This window comes from Streptomyces sp. NPDC002779, assembly GCF_042888685.1.
In the GTDB taxonomy this organism is placed as follows: Bacteria; Actinomycetota; Actinomycetes; order Streptomycetales; family Streptomycetaceae; genus Streptomyces.
The window spans coordinates 267,947-284,737 of sequence record NZ_JBIAQC010000006.1 but is presented as its reverse complement, the minus strand read 5'-3'; the positions used below and the strand labels follow the sequence as shown (position 1 = coordinate 284,737).

The window sequence follows — 16,791 nt, the reverse complement described above, 5'->3', positions numbered from 1 at the left end:
CGGCTTGCCCGCGCTCGTGAGGTGCCGCCACGGGCTGAAGGGGGCGGCGAGAGCTGACCGGTGCCAGGGGCTACGCAGGACGGGGGGTCCGCTTGCCCGCGCTGGCGGGGTGCCGCCGCGCCCACCCGTGCCGCCCTGCGGCACGACTGCCCGCGGCTAGGGGGCTACGGGGCTGCCGGGCTACGGGGCTAGCATCGCCGTATGACTGTAGATGGCAGTAATGGTGGTCCTCTTGGTGTGGAGATCGGGGCGCTGCAGGGGGGTTCCGCGCAGCTCAAGCAGTACGTTGGGCAGGTTGTGCTCGTGGTGAATGTGGCTTCCAAGTGTGGGCTGACGCCGCAGTACTCCGGGCTTGAGCGGCTGCAGGAGCGGTACGCGGAGCGGGGGTTCACCGTGCTTGGGGTGCCCTGTAATCAGTTCCTCGGGCAGGAGCCGGGCAGCGCCGCGGAGATCGCCGAGTTCTGTTCGGCGACGTACGGCGTGAGCTTCCCGATGACCGAGAAGGTCGAGGTGAACGGTGAGGGGCGGCACGCGCTGTACGAGCGGCTCGTCGGGTTCGCCGACGCCGAGGGGCACAGTGGTGACGTCCGCTGGAACTTCGAGAAGTTCCTGATCGGGCGGGACGGCCAGGTCGTCGCCCGGTTCTCCCCGCAGACCGAGCCGGACGCCGCGGAGATCGTCACCGCGGTGGAGAAGGCCCTCGGCCAGTAGCGGTTGACCTTGCCCGGCGCATCGCTGGGACGCGGCGGGCGCCGGGGACCCGGTGTGCGACGTCGCCTTCCCGGTGAGGTGAACGGCCGTGCCCGGCAGGCGCGGTGTGCGGCTGCCGGGCACGAGCCGAGCCCCCTCGGCAAGGACGGCGGGCTCGTCGAGAGGGCTCTTGGGTCGTGCTTGTGGAGTTGTCGGTCATCGTCGGTCGGGACTCAGGGAAGCAGCCCCCCTTACGCCTTGACCGAGGCCACGAAGGCGTTCCACGCGGTCGCGGGAAACGCCAGGACGGGACCCTCGGTGACCTTGGAGTCCCGGACGGCCATTGCCGACAGGACCGGGGACTTGATCTCGACGCAGGCGCCATTGCCCTGCGAGTACGAGGACTTGATCCACGTGTCGGTGACGCCCTGCTTGATTGCCATGTTCGCTCCGGTAACCAGTTGCTGAGTGCTGTCCGCGTGCCGGACGGGTGTCTCGAGGTCCGCACGGCACGTTTTCGCCAACGGTGTTGTCCGGTGGCGTGATCGACGCTACTCGCCACCACCGATGCGCGGAGCGACTATTCACTCGACTGGATGGCATATTCCAGTGGGGACTTCCGCCGGGACTGGCCGAAGGTGTATCTTCCGGCGCCGCGGATCAGCGGGCGTAGTCCTTGGCCGCGTTCGCGATGAACTCGCGGCTCTGGTCGGCGTTCAGCGCCTGGGCGCGCAGGTGCTCGTACATCACGCTGTACTTCTGTACGTCCTGCGCCTTCTCCAGGTAGAGGTCGCTGGTCACGCCCTCGATGTAGACCACGCTGGAGTCGGCGGCGTCCGGGAACTCCAGGATCGCGTACTGGCCGCTGACGCCGGGGTGGGCGCCCATGGTGAACGGGATGAGCTGCACGGTGACATGGGGCAGCCGGGACATCTCGATGAGGTGCTCCAGCTGCTCGATCATCACGTGCCGGCTGCCCACCTCGCGGCGCAGCGCCGCCTCGTCCAGGACGGCCCACAGGCGGAGCGGGTTCTCCGGGGCAGAGATACGTTCCTGTCGGCGCAGGCGCACCTGGACCCGCTTGTCGACGTCGGTCGGCGCGACCTCCGGCAGCGCGCCCGAGATCAGGGCCTCCGCGTAGCTCTTCGTCTGCAACAGGCCCGGAACGACCTGGGGGTCGTACACCCGCAGGCTCGCCGCGTCCGTCTCCAGGCCGATGTAGACGCTGTACGGGATGTCGCCGAAGGAGTGCCACCAGCCCTGCTGGCGGGAGTCCTTGGCCATTTGCATCAGGGAGTCCACGATCCGGACGTCCTCGACCTCGTAGACCCCGCACAGGTCACGGACGTCGCGCTGGCTGATGCTGCGCCGGCCGTTCTCCAGCCGGCTGATCTTCGACTGGGAGACCAGCAGCCGCTCGGCCACCTCCTCGGCCGTCATGCCCTTGAGCTCGCGGAGCCGGCGCAACTCCTGACCCAGACGGCGGCGCCTGACAGTGGGATTGACATTGGACGCCACGGGACGTGCACCTCCGGCTGCAAGTACTGCTTGCGACTTTGCGTATCTGCTGTTGAGCAGATTGCCACCAAGGTGCTTTCTACCGCTGGGAAACGGTGGATATGCGCTGCGTACACGTCAGTTCGGGCACATTGCGCATGCGGCCGCGCGGGGCGGCGGGGCCGTGTCGTCGTCCGGACACATACGGCCTCGCCACCCCGCGCGGACCAGCGGCTCCCGTACCGGGCCTAGGGGACTGCGGTGCGGCGCTCAGTCGTGCGGAATGCGGTGGTGCACGTCGTGGAGCTGCGGCTCAGTGCGCCACGACACGCGCCATCGAACCTCGGCGCGGTTGCATCGGAACACCGCGGGCGGGTTCCGGTGCGGCCCTGCCTCCGGCGGACGGCTGACGGCCCGCCGGTGCCGGGCTGCGGCGCGGCTGGGCCGCCACGCCGTTCTGGACGTCCATCACGGCGTGCGCGACGAGACCGCCCATGGGGTCGTGTCTGATCAGGTCCCGCAGCCGGGAGCGAGAGGAACGTCCCTCGTTGCCCGGATACAGGTGCTTGCCGAGACCGACCGCGTGCGCCAGTGCGGCGAGCGCCGCGGTCCGCGGGTCCGGTGGTACGCCGGTGCGGATCGCGGAGTCCAGCCGGGATCTGATCTCCCTGCTGATCTCGTTGTCGGTCGCCTGGTAGCGAGTCGTCGGCAGCACCCCGCACATCTGTCCCGCCACGGCATGCACCATGCCGCACCGCTCCAGATGCGAGAGGTAGGTCTGGCGCAGCCCCAGGCGGGGCCCGCCGATCCAGTGGACGGCACGCACGGGAGCGCCACGCCTTCGCAGCAACTCCAATGCGCAGTCCAAAGTCGGATCTCCAGTCGGCCGTGGTACCACCACGGCGATACGATCCCCATCTGGGGCTATCCGTCCGGCCAGCGCCAGCTCCACTAGCTGTGCTCCGGCCAGACCGAGGTCGAGCGACTGCGGCTGTGCAGTGGTACCCGTGGCCGGGTCCAGTGCCAGCAGCAGAAGCTCCTCCGGAATTGTTCTGCGGCTCCTGCCCATCCATGCCTCCCCGCGTGGATGAATGACAGGGTGACCCCTCTCACATTGGTCTGTCGAGGGTGCGTGACCTGTTTGTAAGGGAACCAGTAGGTATGTCGTTCTCGTCTAACGCGTCGGTCAAGCCCGCACACAGGACACTGGTACATGGTTCGGACAGCGCTGCGGAGCGGTGTCCCGGGCGGCGGCGGTTCAGACGGAGCACGGTTTAGGAGGCATCGGTGGCGGGCGAGTCCCCCGACAGTTCGAAGCAGCGCGAGTCGTCGGAAGAACCGACGTCGGGGAGCGCGGGTCCGGTTCCGGAGGCGCGGAACGAATCCACCGACCCCCGTCTCGCCATGGCCCGCGCGGCCGTGGACACGGCCACGCGGGTCCTGTCGGCCCGAGAGCTGGCGGACGCGAGGAAGTCCACGCCGGACCCGGAGCCCGCCGCCCCCAAGCCCGACGACGACCGCTTGCGCGCGGCGGTAGCAGCATGGGTAGCCACGGACACCGACCCGGCGGGGGGCCCGGGTAGCGCGGAGGGTTCGAGTAGCGCGGAGGAGCGGGCCGGGGCGTCGGATACGGCCGAGGAGAGCGGCGAGGCCGAGGCGGACACCGGCGCCGGCGGCGAGGCCGACGCTGGCGTTGGCGGCAAGGCCGACGCTGGCGTTGGCGGCAAGGCCGACGCTGAGGAGACGGCGCAAGCCGCCACCGGGACGCCCGAGGAGCTGCCGGAGAGCGGCAACGCCGAGGCGGCCCCGGCTGCGGCCACGGAGGACGCCACACCGGAGCGGGACGCGCCTGCGGCCACGGAGGACGCCACCTCGGAGCGGAACGCGCCTGCGGCCCCCGAGGACGACCGCCCGGAGCCGGAGGCGTCCACGGACGCGGAGAGCCTTACGCCTGCCGACGCAGAGCCGGACGGCGCCAAGGGCGCTGCCGCGGGCGGGAAGACCGCCACGGACGCCAAGCCTCCCGTGGACGACGACAACGCCCCTCACGCGGGGCAGACCCCGGCCGCCGCTTCCGCCGCAGGCGCGCCCACCTCGGACGCCAAGGCTCCCGCCGACGCGGAGCCGGACGGCGCCAAGGGCGCGCCCGCTGACGCGAAGACCGACGCGGACGTCGAGCCGCAGACGGCCGATGCCCAGCCTGCCGGGAAGACCGACCCGCGGGACACCCCCGCAGCCGCCGACGGCGAGGTCCCCCCGGCGGGGCCACCCGCAGGCGACGACGCAAGCCGCACGGGCGGTGCGGGTGGGAAGCAAGACGCCGCCGCGGGCGGAGTCGGTCGGGTTGATCAGCCCACCACCGCCTTCCGGGCCGTCCAGCCCCAGCCCCAGTCCCGGCCCCGGCCCGCCGTGGATCAGCCGACCAGCAAGTTCGTCGCCCTCAAGCCGGACATGCCGGCGAAGTCGGAGGTCACGACCGCTGTTCCGCAGGTCGGGCCCGAGCGCACCACGCAGCAGCCGCTGCCGCCCAAGCCCCCGCTGGACCTGCTCGCCGAGCTGACGAACACTCCGCCGCCGCCGGAGACCCCTGTCCGCACTCTGGTCAGGCGGGTCAAGATCTGGACCCCCCTCGTCCTGCTGCTCATCGTCGTGTTCGCGATCGTGCAGGCCGTACGGCCGCTCCCGACACCCACGCTGGACCTCACCGCGGAGTCGACGTACACCTTCGACGGCTCCCGGGTCGACATCCCCTGGCCCGCCGACGGACAGGCCGCGCTCGATGTGCAGGGCATCGGCTCCTTCGGCTCCTCCGGTGACCAGAAGCCCGTCCCGATCGCCAGCGTCGCCAAGGTCATGACGGCGTACGTCATCCTCCGCGACCACCCGCTCAAGAGCGGCGCGGACGGCCCGAAGATCAAGATCGACCAGGCCGCCGAGGAGCAGTCGGACGCCGGCCAGGAGTCCACCGTGGACGTCTTCGCCGGTGACTCCATCACCGAGCGCGAGGCCCTGGAGAGCATTCTCATCGCGTCCGCGAACAACGTGGCCCGCCTGCTGGCCCGCTGGGACGCCGGGTCGGAGAAGGGGTTCGTGGAGAAGATGAACGCCGCCGCCGACGACCTCGGCATGACCAACACGACGTACACCGACCCCTCGGGCCTGAACAACACGACGGTCTCCACGGCCGTGGACCAGGTCAAGCTCGCCAAGGCCGCGATGGAGTTCCCGGTCTTCCGCGAGGTCTCCGCGATGATGTCGTACGACGACTACAAGGGTCAGAACCACGGCAACTGGAACCAGCTCGTCGGCAAGAACAACGTCGTCGGCATCAAGACCGGCACCACCACCTCCGCCCTCGGCAACCTGGTGTTCGCCGCGAAGCAGGAGGTGGGCGGTGAGATGCGGACCATCGTCGGCGCCGTGGTGCGCCAGCCGGACACGGGCGGCGGCATCCTCGCCGCGGCGCTCGACTCCGGCGACCGGCTGATCCGGGCCGCGCAGGGCGCGCTGGAGTCGGCGACGCTGCTGAAGAAGGGCGACGTCGTCGGTTACGTGGACGACGGCCTCGGCGGCCGGACTCCCGTCGTGGCCACGAAGGACGTCAAGGCGGCCGGCTGGGCGGGCCTGAAGGTGGAGCTGGACTTCGCCGCCGACGCCGTACCGCACGAGGCGAAGGCGGGCACCAAGGTCGGCACGCTCACCGTGGGCGACGGCGGCACCGCGGGCGCGGTCAAGGTGCCGGTGGCGCTGAAGTCGGACCTCGTCGAGCCGGGCTTCACGGACCGGCTGACCCGCATCGGCTGACCCGCCGCACAGCGCAGCCCGCCGGGCGGCCCCCACCCCGGGAGCCGCCCGGCGGGCTGCGTGCTAGCGTCACGAATCGGGTCAGGTCGTCGTTCACACGGCGCGACCGGGGAACCCGCAGGGACAGGGCCGACAACACGCGGGAAACGGGACGCGGCCAGAACAGCAGCCAGGACACCACGGGAGTGCCTTGACGGTGGCCACCGCCGAGCCGAAACACGCCGACGACGCCGATCCGGGCCCGGAAGCCGGCCCGCGAATACGCGTACCCGAAGCTTCCCCGCAGGACCGCGAGAAGGACCGCCAGGAGGACCCTCCCTCCCCCGCGAACTCCCGCGCGAAGGCCGCCTTCCTCACCGTACGTGAGCGCCTGCTGCGGCACCCCGTCCTGTCCGTCACCGCCCTGGCCGGCGTCCTGCACATCGTCTGGTTCTTCACCTCCGCCAACAGCGGCGGCGACCTCGCGGCCCAGGACGCCTGGGCCGAGTTCGTCGGCCGCCACCCGGACTCCGCGTACAACCTCGCCTGGTACGGCGGCATGCACCCGGTGTCGTACAGCGTGGTCTCGCCGTATCTGATGTCGGTGCTCGGCGTCCGTACGACGATGATGATCGCCGGGACCGTCTCCGCCGGGCTGCTCACGCTCGTCCTCATCCGCAGCCGTTCCGTGCGCAATCCGCTGTGGGCGGCGCTGGCCGGGGTGTTCGCGCTGCTGTGCAACGCGGCCTCGGGGCGGGTCACCTTCGGGCTCGGCATGATGTTCGCGCTCGGCGCGGTGGCGGTGGTGTTCTGCTGGCCGTACCCGTGGCGCTACAAGCGCTGGGCTAAGGCGCTGTGCGCCGCCCCGCTGGCCGCCCTCGCGACGATGGCCTCGCCGGTGGCCGGTCTCTTCGTGGGGCTGGTCGCGGTGGCGCTGTTCCTGCAGAAGCGGCGGCCGGGCGCCTGGGCGCTGGGGCTCGCGCCGACCGCGGTGGTGGCGGTGTCGGCGTGGCTGTTCCCGTTCTCCGGGACGCAGCCGATGAACGTGTTCTCGGTGCTGCTGCCGTTCGCCTCCGCGGTGCTGGTACTGCTGCTCGTCCCCAAGGAGTGGACGACGGTCCGGCTGACCTCGGCGGTGTACGCGCTGTCGGTCGTCCTGGTGTGGCTGATCAGCTCGCAGATCGGCTCCAACATCACCCGGCTGTCGATGCTGTTCGCGGGGGTGGCGCTGGTGGCGGCGCTGCCGTTCACGGTGCCGCGCTCGCGCAAGTGGTACGCGATCGTCCTGTCGGTCGTCGGGTTCAACGTGTGGATCGGCGTGAAGTCGGTCGTCGACATCGTGCACACCACGCCCGCCGCCTCCTGGGCCCGCGAGCTGGCCCCCCTGGTCAACGAGCTCCAGGAGGTCGGCGCCGAGAAGGGCCGGGTGGAGGTCGTACCGGTCCGCTCGCACCGGGAGGCCTCCGCGCTCGCGCCGTACGTCAACCTCGCGCGCGGCTGGAACCGCCAGGCCGACATGGAGCGCAACCCGCTCTTCTACGACGACACCCTGAACTCGGCCAACTATCTGGAGTGGCTGAGGCGGTGGGCCGTGCACTACGTCGTGCTGCCGAAGGACAAGCCGGACGGGGACGGCGGGGAGCGTGAGCGGCAGCTGGTGCAGCGCGGGATGCCGTATCTGAAGCAGGTGTGGGGCGACGCGAACTGGCAGCTGTTCCGGGTGCTCGACCCGGCGCCGCTGGCCGAGCCGAACACGGTGGTGGAGCGGGCCGAGCAGGGCGAGTGGACGATGCGGGTGAGCAAGCCGGGGCGGGTGCTGATCCGGATTCCGTACTCGCCGTGGCTGAGCATCGTCGACGCCGAGGGCAGGAAGCTCGACCCGCCCCGGGAGACGGAGGCCTCCGAGGACCGTCCCGACGGCGAGCCGAAGGCGTACGACAACGTCAACGGCTGCCTGATGGAGACCGAGGAGGACGCGCTCGGGGACAAGTGGACGATGCTGGTGGCCCCGAAGGCGGGGACGTACCGGCTGGCGGCGCCCTACGACGTGCCGCGGGGCACTCCGTGTCCCGACGAGCTGAAGTAGCCCGGCCCCGTCAGCGGCCCCGTCAGCGCAGCCGGTCCACGTACCGGTCGGTGCCCGGCACCGTCGGCACGAACGGCGCGAGCAGTTCCAGCGTGCCCAGGCCCGACTCGGCGACCTGGGTGTCGATGCCCGTGAACCACGGCTCCCAGCACTCCCGGGGGTCCGCCTCCAGGAACCACAGCAGCGTCAGCCGGGTGTCCACGCCCTCGACCTGCTTGACGTAGCTCATCCGGTCGCCGGGCAGGGGGGTGGGCCGGAAGACGGTCACCATGGCCGCCGGGGAGCCCGCGAGGCGCCGGGGCAGGTGGCGGGAGCGCAGCCACTCCAGCAGTTCCCCGCGCCGCTCGGCCGACTCGGCGTCGATCACCTCCAGCACCAGGCCCGCGTAGGGGTGGTCCAGCGCGTGGACGTCGCGGGGTCCCGCGGCCCCGTCCCGGTACACGGTCGCCTCATGGTCGTGGAAGGCGGTGAAGACGTGGGTGCGGTCCTGGTAGACGCGGGCGTCGCGGTTCAGGCGCTTGTTGATGGCGACGGTCCACTTCATGTGGTCGTCGTAGCGGCCTGCCGTGATCCAGTACGTGGAGAGGTAGCAGCCGGTGGTGACGGGCCGGGCGACGGCCGACTTCTCGGGCACGCGCAGGAGTTGCAGGTCCCGGGTGGCGACCCAGCGGCGGCCCGCGTACATCCAGGGCATGGCCATGGCGCCGGCGTAGTAGTGGTCGTCCTCGTACCAGCGGTTGTAGGCGTACTCGTGGCCCGGGTGCGGTTCGACCAGGGTGATCAGGGCATGGCCCGGGCGGACGCCGTACGGGCCGACGGCGGCCAGTTCGGCGTAGCCGTCGCTGTGGGTGTCCATGGCGTTCCCCTTTCCTCGCGTCGCTCATACTCTGACGCTCCGTCAGATAATTGACCAGAGAGGGGAAGCGGCGATGTCCCTGCTCCACGGCAAGACGGTGGTCGTCTCGGGGGTCGGGCCCGGACTCGGCCATCAGGTCGCGGCAACGGTCGTACGGGACGGGGGGAATGCCGTGCTGGGGGCGCGGACCGAGGCCAACCTCGCCAGGAGCGCGGCCGGGGTCGACCCGGGCGGGGCGCACACGGCGTACCGGCGGACGGACATCACCGACGAGCAGCAGTGCCGGGAGCTCGCCGGGCTGGGGCGGGAGCGGTTCGGGCGGATCGACGCGGTCGTCCATGTGGCCGCCTGGGACAGCTGCTTCGGGGGCCTGGAGGACGCGGACTTCGCCACCTGGCAGTCGGTGCTCGACGTGAATCTGCTGGGCACTTTGCGGATGACCCGCGCCTGCCTGCCCGCGCTCAAGGCGGACGGCGGGTCGGTGGTGTTCATCGGGACCCAGTCGGCGGTGGCCGCCCCCTCGCAGGTGCGGCAGGCCGCGTATGCCGCCTCCAAGGGGGCGCTGACCAGCGCGATGTACTCGCTGGCCCGGGAGCTGGGGCCGCACCGGATCCGGGTCAACACGGTGCTGCCGGGGTGGATGTGGGGGCCGCCGGTGCAGGCGTACGTCCGGTTCGCGGCGCGGTCCGGAGGGCTGGCGGAGGATGCCGTGCTCCAGCGGCTGACGGAGCGGATGGCGCTGCCGGAGCTGGCCACGGACGGGGATGTGGCGGACGCGGTGGCGTTCCTGGTGTCGGACCGCGCCCGCGCGATCACCGGACAGTCGCTGCTGGTCAACGCCGGGGAGCTGATGCGATGAGTTCAGATATCTGAACCAGAACCATCATGCCGAATGATTTTACCTCCCTTTGACCTTCCGCCTGCTTGTCGTGTTCACGCGCCAGCGCCCACGATGAGCGCCGGGCTGAACCCTGGGAGGGCGCACATGAACGGTCTCGACTGGGCCGTGCTCATCGGCTACTTCGGCGTGATGGTGGCGATCGGCATCTGGTCGCACAAGCGCGTCGACAACGTGAGCGACTTCTTCACCGCCGGCGGGAAGATGCCGTGGTGGCTCTCCGGCATCTCGCACCATATGTCGGGCTACAGCGCGGTGATGTTCACCGGCTACGCGGGCATCGCCTACACCTACGGCGTCACGTCCTTCGTGACCTGGTCCTTCCCCATCGCCCTGGGCATCGCCATCGGGTCGAAGCTGTTCGCGCCGCGCATCAACCGGCTCCGCTCGCGGCTCCACGTGGCCTCCCCGCTGGAGTATCTGAAGAACCGGTACGACCTGAAGACCCAGCAGGCCCTGGCGTGGTCCGGGATGCTGCTGAAGATCGTGGACGTGGGCGCGAAGTGGGCGGCGATCGCCACCCTGCTGTCGGTGTTCACCGGGATCTCGCTGAACCAGGGAATCCTGATCACGGGTTCCATCACGGCCGTGTACTGCACCATCGGCGGGCTGTGGGCGGACGCGCTGACCGAGCTGGGCCAGTTCGTCATCCAACTCCTCGCCGGTGTCGCGATGTTCGTGGCCGTGGTCATGGAACTGAACGACAAGGGCATCGGGTTCTTCGGCGCCTGGGACGAGCCGGAGCTCCAGGGCCACGGTGAGCCGCTGGTGGGGCCGTACGGGACCGTCTTCCTGCTGGCCTTCCTCTTCATCAAGCTGTTCGAGTACAACGGCGGCATGCTCAACCAGGCGCAGCGGTACATGGCGACGAAGAACGCGCGGGAGGCGGAGCGGTCGGCGCGGCTGTCGGCGATCCTGTGGCTGGTCTGGCCGCTGGTGCTGTTCTTCCCGATGTGGATGTCACCGCTGCTGGTGGAGTCGCAGAAGCCGGACGGCTCGGACTCCTACGGCCTGATGACCGAACAGCTCCTGCCGCACGGCCTGCTGGGTCTGGTCATCGTCGGCTTCTTCTCGCACACCATGGCGATGTGCTCCTCCGACGCCAACGCCATCGCCGCGGTGTTCACCCGGGACTGCGCGCCGGTGATCTGGCGCCGGGCGCGCAGCTGGAGCGAGGGGCAGGGGCTGCGGGTGGCCCGCATCGCGACCGTGACCTTCCTCGGCCTGTCCATGGCGGCGGCGACACAGGTCAACTCGCCGACGTTCGGGGACATCATCACGGTGGTCATCAAGTGGGTGGCCGGTCTGATGGGCCCGATGGCGATCCCGATGATGCTCGGTCTGCTGCGGCCGTTCCGCCGCTCCGGGCCGACGGCGGCGCTGACCAGCTGGTCGATGGGTCTGCTGGCGTTCTGGCTGGTGAACTACCCGATCAACTGGAACGTCGACGGTGGCGTGCCGTTGCAGTACCAGGTGTCCATTCCGCTGGCCGTGTCCCTGGTGCTGTACATCCTGATCGGCTTCATCAAGCCGGAGGACACCCCGGAGCGGATGGCGATCATCGACAAGGTGAACTCGGACGACGACGGGTCGGCCGCCGCGGCGGTCCCGGCTCCGGCCGGCCCCCGCGACGAGGTGGCTCAGCCGCGCGGATAACGGGTGAGCCAGCCCGGGGAGGAACCCGCCGGACCGTGCAGCGCCGGGCCCTGGGTCATCTCCATCGCGAAGTCGTCGGCCAGTTCCAGGATCGTGGAGCGGCCCTCCAGCTCGGCCAGCCAGGCCGGGGGGAGGGCCGTTTCGCCGTGCAGCGCGCCCAGCAGGCCGCCGGTCAGAGCGCCCGTCGCGCCCGAGGGGCCGTCGTGGTTGACGGCCAGGCACAGGCCATGGCGGACGTCCTCGCCCACCAGAGCGCAGTACACGGCCACCGCCAGTACGCCCTCCGCCGTGCCCTCCCCCAGCAGTTCCTCGACCCGGGCCGGGGTCGGTATCCCCTGCCGTACCGCCCCCAGTGCGTGCTGGAGCGCGTCCGAGACGGGGTGATGGCCGGGGCGGGCGGCCAGCAGCGCCAGCGCCCGCTGCACGGCCCCGTCGAGGCTCTCCCCGCATGCCAAGGCGTGCACGATGACGGCGTACGCGCCCGCCGAGAGGTACCCCACCGGGTGGCCGTGCGTCTGCGCCGCGCACTCGATCGCCAGCTGGGCCACCAGTTGGGGCTCCCAGCCGACCAGGAGCCCGAAGGGCGCCGACCGCGCCGCCGCCTCCGGCCCCGCCTCACCCAGGTTCTTCGGCGCGTCCAGTGTGCCCATGATCTCGTCGCCGAGGCCGATCAGCAGCGACCGGGACGGGTCGCGGCGGGCGTACAGCCACTCCTCCAGGGCCAGCCAGCCGTTCTCCTTGCGCCGCTCGTCCGGACCCCAGTCCCGCTGGGTGGCCGCCCACCGCAGGTACGCCCGGTGCAGATCCGTCGGCGGATGCCAGGCGCCCGTGTCCCGGCGGACCTGGGCCCGTATCAGCCCGTCGACGGAGAAGAGGGCGAGCTGGGTCAGATGCGTCACGGCGCCGCGGCGGCCGTACCCGAGCCCCAGATCGACCAGGCCCTCGGCGCCGTACGCCTCCCTGATCGCGTCCAGGCTCAGCCCGTCCACGGGCGCGCCCAGCGCATCGCCGACGGCAGCACCGAGCATCGTGCCGCGCACGCGGCTACGGAAGTCCTGCTGCTCGGAGCGGCCCCAGACGGCGCCCGTTGTCGCACCCACGTTCAGCACTGTAATCGACCAGGAACGGTCGGTTCAGGGGGCGGAATGGTATGCGGGGTGTGCACCAAGTGAACCGGAGTGATCCGGTTTTCCTCGTTCCCGTCACTCAGCGTGGTCACGCTGTCTACGCTGAGCGGCATGGAGGATGAGGAGGCCGAGGCCGTACTCAAGACGGTCGGTCGGCAGATCAAGCTGTGGCGCGAGGCCGCCGGGCTGAAGCAGACGGAACTCGGGGACGCGATCGGGTACGGCGGGGACATGGTCTCGGCCGTGGAGCGGGGGAAGCGGATCCCGAAGCCCGATTTCCTGGACAAGACGGATGAGGTGACCGGGGCGCGCGGCAAGGTCTCCGCGATGAAGAAGGACGTGGAGGAGGCCCGGTACCCGAAGAACGTGCGGGACTTGGCGAAGCTGGAGGATGACGCCGTCGAGATGGGCGCCTATACCGCCCTCCACATCCACGGTCTGCTCCAGACTGCGGAGTACGCACAGGCGGTGTACGCGCTGCGCCGCCCCGCGTACACCGAGGACGAGATCGAACGTCATGTCGCCGCACGCATGGCACGGAAGTCGGTCTTCGACCGCACACCTCGCCCAGAGATCACCTTTGTCCAGGAAGAGGTGACGCTGCGGCGGCCGGTCGGGGGCAGAGCGGTGCTGCGGCGGCAGCTCGAACACCTGCTGGAGATCAGTCGGTTGAGCCATGTCTCGATCCAGGTCATGCCTACGGATCGGGAGGATCACGCGGGATTGAGCGGGCCGTTCCGGCTGCTGAAGCTCCAGGACGGCAAGACCCTGGGACACTTGGAGGTTCAGTTGCACAGCCGCCTGATGAGTGATCCCCGGGAGGTCCGGATCCTGGAATCGCGCTATGGAATGATCCGGGCGCAGGCTCTCTCGCCCCGCGAGTCACTGGCCTTCATCGAAAACGTTCTGGGAGAGACATGACGGCCCTTGTCTGGTTCAAGAGCAGCTACAGCAGCGCCGACGGCCCCGACTGCGTCGAGGTAGCCATATCCCCCACCACCCCCGTCACCCCCGCCGTCCACGTCCGTGACTCCAAGGACCCCGACGGCACCCGCCTCGCCTTCACCGGCCACGCCTGGTCCGCCTTCCTCGACGCCTACTCCGCGTAACGCGCCCGCATCGCGTCCCGCGCCGCGACCACCGTGTCCCGCCTGGGCGCGAGCCTGGACCGGTCGATGCCGTCGCTCTGCAGCAGGATGTCCAGGCAGTCGGAGAGACCGGCGAGGTCGGTCCACTCGTGCCGCGTGGCGAGCACCCGCTCCAGCCGGGCGTCCAGCTCGACCCAGTCCTGGAGTCCGGCGCAGATGACCGCCTCGACGATGTCGCTCACCCTGCGGTAGGCGGCGGAGCCGCGGGCCGAGCGGGCGTAGCGCCTCCACAGTGGCCGGGCGGCCGTCACTCCCGTCTCTCCGCTCGCGGCCAGGGCCAGGTTCAGCGCGCCGTCGAACTCGTCGAGCAGGCAGAGCCGTTCGGCTTCCTGCCGGGCGAGCCCCCAGTCCCCCGTCCGCAGGTGCACTTCGCAGCGGGTGTCGTCGTCGTCCAGCTCCGCCAGCGCCTCCTCGAACCGGCCGCCCCAGACGTGCAGTTGGGCCATTTTCCGACAGGCCCACGCGAGGTCGGAGCCGATCGTCCGGTAGCGATCGAGATCCGAGCGCGCCCGTTCCAGCCGGCCGACGGCGAGGCTCATCGTGATCCTGTTGGCGAGGGCCCACCCGTCAGCCGGGTCCAGTTCCACCGCACGGTGCGCGTCGGCGAGCGCTGCCTCGAACCTGCCCAGGCGGCACAGTGCCCTGGAGCGGTGCACCAGCGCCCAGAGGTACTCCGGGAAGAGTTCGAGCGCTCTGTCCAGGTCGGCCACGGCGTCCTCGTAGCGCTCGTGCTGGGCGTGCAGGGCACCTCGGCTGGCGTACACGGAGGCGTAGGTGTCGTCCAGGTCGATGGCGCGCTGGTAATCGGCTAGCGCCTCCTCCTCCCGGCCCGCCGCGCTCAGCGCGTCGCCGCGCTCGCACAGGATCCAGGCCGTGTCGGGAGCGAGGGCCACGGCGCGGTCGAGGTCGGCCAGTTGGGGCTCGCGTTCGCCGCGGGAGCGTCGTACCCGGGCCCTGCGCACCAGGGCCCAGACGAAGTCCGGGGCGAGGACGAGGGCCTGCTCCAGGTCCGCGAGGGCGAGATCGGTCTGCCCCAGGGCGTGCTGGACGACACCCCTTGCCGCCCAGGCGGTGGGCCTCGTCCGGTCCAGCTCGACGGCCCGGTCCAGGTCTCGCAGGGCGGCCTCGTGGTCACCGAGGATGCGGTGGTAGTCGCCGCGTACGGCGAGGATCTCGGCGCCTTCGGGGTCCAGTGCGTGTGCCCGGTCCAGGTCCTCGACGGCCGCCGCGTAGTCGCCGAGGTGAGCGCGGACGCTCCCCCGGCCGAAATAGGCGGAGGCCAGCTCACCGTCCAGGGCGATCGCGCGGTCGTACTCCAGCATCGCCCGCTCGTACCGGCCGTCCGTCCGGAGGATCCTGCCGCGCGTCGCGTGCGCGACCGCCCGGAGACCGGCATCGAGGTCCGCCCGGTCGATGAGCAGGCCCAGCGCGGCCTCGGTGTTCGCGTCCTCCAGGGCGTCCAGCAGGTCCCGGCCCCAGCGGGCCACCGCCGTGGCCTGGGTGTCCTCCCCCGCCTCGGCCAGCATCCGGCCCCACCGCCGCGCTTCCTCAGGACCCCGCGCACAGGCGAGCACCACGTCCCGCAGCACACCCGGCAACGCCACCTGCTCCCGCGCGCACAGCCGGTGGTACGCCTCCGCCAGCCGCAGTTCCCGCCACCTCCTGTCGTCCCACGCATCGCGCAGCTCGCCCTCTCTCTCCTCCCGCCAGCCGGCGAAGGTCCGCGCGAGCCGCTCGTGCCGTTCCGCCCAGCCCCGGGGCGACCGGCGGCGTTCCAGGCGGAGCATCGGCGCCCGTACGACGTCGTGGTACTGCGCCCGGTCGCCCCGCTCGCTGACGAACGGCATCCCGCGCAGCCAGTCGTACAGCGCGAGGGCCTCCTCGTCGGCGCAGTCCACGGCCGCACGGAACACGTCGGCGTCCAGGAACCGGGGCAGCGCGCACTCCACCGCCACCCGGCGGCGTGCGGGGTCCGGCTCCCACCGCAGGAAGCGCTCGACGGCGGTCGCGCTGAGGTCTCCCACGTCGTCCGGGTCGGCCGGGCGGGACTCGGCGAGGGTGGACACCAGCACCGGCAGACCGCCGGAGAGCCGCAGCACCTCGGCGACCACCGGCTCGGCCCGGACGCCCCGGTCGGCGAGCAGGCCGCGCGCCTCCGCCTCCGTGAAGGGGCCGAGCGGCAGGTCGGTCATGAAGTCCGCGAAGCCGCCCCAGCGGCCGGTGTCGAAGGGGCGCTGCCCGGAGGTCACCACGACGACCTCGGCGGGGAGTTCGCCGTACCGGTCGGTGGTCATCAGGTCGTGCAGCCAGCCGTCGAGGAAGGCCCCGGTGCGCTCGTAGGTGTCGAAGAAGAGGACCAGCCAGGGTGCCGCGGAGGTGACGTCCGCCAGTTCGTCCAGGAACTTGGGGGTAAGGACCCGCTCCGGGGCGAGCACCAGTTGCAGGTCCTCCTGGTTGCGGAAGCGTGCGCTCAGGCGGGCCTTCAGGCGGGCCGCGCCTTCCGCCAGGCGGTCGGAGTCCACGGCGCCCATGAAGGGTCCGGCCACCGGGACCGCCATACCGAGCCCCGCCAGACCGAGCCGGACCGCCGTCGCGGCCACCGGGGACGGGCCCTCCGGCGCCGGTTCCAGGGCGGCGACCTCGGCCTCCGCCTCATGGCGCCGTTCGCGGTGCGCGGTGAGCGCTTCCTCCAGTTTCTTCAACCGGTGGCCCTGGGCGGCGAGTTGCTGGCAGATCGCCGACATGGCCTCCGGCACGCTGCCGCAGCCCTCGTCCACATAGGCGGTCAGCGCCCCGCGGTCCCGCGCGAGCTGCTCCAACTCCCGGACCAGGAAAGTCTTTCCGACTCCGGCGTTGCCGTGCACATGGAACAGGAACCGGTGCCGTTCGTCCTCGGCGGGCAGGTCCAGGTTCTCCCGGAACGCGGCCCGTTCATCACTGCGGCCCACGAACCCGGCCCGCCTGCGCCGCCCGATCAGCTCCTGCATCGACGGCCGCGTCGGTCTCATCACCGGTCCAACTCCCCTGCCATGGACGGGATTGCCGTCTCC

At 71.0% G+C, this 16,791-nt stretch carries 13 protein-coding genes; 7 read left to right on the top strand and 6 right to left on the bottom strand.

Features of this window, described 5'->3' with window-relative positions:
• The first annotated feature begins 201 nt into the window (after positions 1-201).
• The gene (locus ACFYW5_RS19385; protein ID WP_389418234.1) at positions 202-711 is read left to right on the top strand and encodes a glutathione peroxidase; all 510 of its coding nucleotides are present in this window, start codon (positions 202-204) and stop codon (positions 709-711) included.
• A 230-nt stretch (positions 712-941) separates the two neighbouring features.
• Here ACFYW5_RS19385 and ACFYW5_RS19380 read toward each other — a convergent pair whose 3' ends face one another.
• The 3 genes from ACFYW5_RS19380 to ACFYW5_RS19370 all read right to left on the bottom strand — a co-directional run bounded on the left by ACFYW5_RS19380 (position 942) and on the right by ACFYW5_RS19370 (position 3,256).
• Positions 942-1,133 (bottom strand): DUF397 domain-containing protein, encoded by a 192-nt coding sequence (locus tag ACFYW5_RS19380; protein ID WP_389418233.1) that lies wholly within the window; start codon positions 1,131-1,133, stop codon positions 942-944.
• Between the two features lie 217 nt (positions 1,134-1,350).
• Positions 1,351-2,208: a helix-turn-helix transcriptional regulator gene (locus tag ACFYW5_RS19375; protein WP_250072021.1), complete on the bottom strand. Its 858-nt coding sequence runs from the start codon at positions 2,206-2,208 to the stop codon at positions 1,351-1,353.
• Between the two features lie 292 nt (positions 2,209-2,500).
• On the bottom strand, positions 2,501-3,256 hold the full coding sequence (locus ACFYW5_RS19370; RefSeq protein ID WP_389418232.1) for a GPP34 family phosphoprotein: 756 nt from the start codon (positions 3,254-3,256) through the stop codon (positions 2,501-2,503).
• A 218-nt stretch (positions 3,257-3,474) separates the two neighbouring features.
• On the opposite strand from ACFYW5_RS19370, the gene ACFYW5_RS19365 reads away from it, so the two are divergent.
• Both ACFYW5_RS19365 and ACFYW5_RS19360 read left to right on the top strand, forming a co-directional pair.
• On the top strand, positions 3,475-5,991 hold the full coding sequence (locus ACFYW5_RS19365) for a D-alanyl-D-alanine carboxypeptidase (RefSeq protein ID WP_389418231.1): 2,517 nt from the start codon (positions 3,475-3,477) through the stop codon (positions 5,989-5,991).
• 196 nt (positions 5,992-6,187) lie between these two features.
• On the top strand, positions 6,188-8,056 hold the full coding sequence (locus ACFYW5_RS19360; RefSeq protein ID WP_389418430.1) for an MFS transporter: 1,869 nt from the start codon (positions 6,188-6,190) through the stop codon (positions 8,054-8,056).
• A gap of 22 nt (positions 8,057-8,078) precedes the next feature.
• Here the strand turns inward: ACFYW5_RS19360 and ACFYW5_RS19355 are convergent, their stop codons facing one another.
• A complete protein-coding gene (locus ACFYW5_RS19355; RefSeq protein ID WP_389418230.1) occupies positions 8,079-8,912 on the bottom strand; it encodes a hypothetical protein in 834 nt (277 codons plus the stop codon).
• Between the two features lie 73 nt (positions 8,913-8,985).
• Between ACFYW5_RS19355 and ACFYW5_RS19350 the strand changes: the two genes are divergently transcribed.
• Together ACFYW5_RS19350 and ACFYW5_RS19345 are read left to right on the top strand one after the other, a co-directional pair.
• On the top strand, positions 8,986-9,771 hold the full coding sequence (locus ACFYW5_RS19350) for an SDR family oxidoreductase (protein ID WP_389418229.1): 786 nt from the start codon (positions 8,986-8,988) through the stop codon (positions 9,769-9,771).
• Between the two features lie 126 nt (positions 9,772-9,897).
• Positions 9,898-11,466, top strand: coding sequence for a sodium:solute symporter family protein (locus tag ACFYW5_RS19345; RefSeq protein WP_389418228.1), 1,569 nt, complete (start codon positions 9,898-9,900; stop codon positions 11,464-11,466).
• On the opposite strand, the gene ACFYW5_RS19340 is transcribed toward ACFYW5_RS19345, so the two are convergent.
• Positions 11,451-12,566 carry an ADP-ribosylglycohydrolase family protein gene (locus ACFYW5_RS19340; RefSeq protein WP_389418227.1) on the bottom strand — a complete coding sequence of 372 codons (1,116 nt, stop codon included), beginning with the start codon at positions 12,564-12,566 and terminating at the stop codon, positions 11,451-11,453. The two genes, ACFYW5_RS19345 and ACFYW5_RS19340, sit on opposite strands and share 16 nt — an antisense overlap.
• Before the next feature lie 138 nt (positions 12,567-12,704).
• Here ACFYW5_RS19340 and ACFYW5_RS19335 point away from each other — a divergent pair, with 138 nt between their 5' ends.
• Both ACFYW5_RS19335 and ACFYW5_RS19330 read left to right on the top strand, forming a co-directional pair.
• Complete coding sequence (locus tag ACFYW5_RS19335; protein WP_389418226.1) at positions 12,705-13,514, top strand: helix-turn-helix domain-containing protein; 810 nt, start codon at positions 12,705-12,707, stop codon at positions 13,512-13,514.
• Complete coding sequence (locus ACFYW5_RS19330; RefSeq protein WP_389418225.1) at positions 13,511-13,702, top strand: DUF397 domain-containing protein; 192 nt, start codon at positions 13,511-13,513, stop codon at positions 13,700-13,702. The genes ACFYW5_RS19335 and ACFYW5_RS19330 overlap by 4 nt, the downstream gene beginning before the upstream one ends.
• On the opposite strand, the gene ACFYW5_RS19325 is transcribed toward ACFYW5_RS19330, so the two are convergent.
• Positions 13,690-16,749: a tetratricopeptide repeat protein gene (locus ACFYW5_RS19325; RefSeq protein WP_389418224.1), complete on the bottom strand. Its 3,060-nt coding sequence runs from the start codon at positions 16,747-16,749 to the stop codon at positions 13,690-13,692. The genes ACFYW5_RS19330 and ACFYW5_RS19325 overlap by 13 nt on opposite strands.
• Positions 16,750-16,791: the final 42 nt, after the last annotated feature.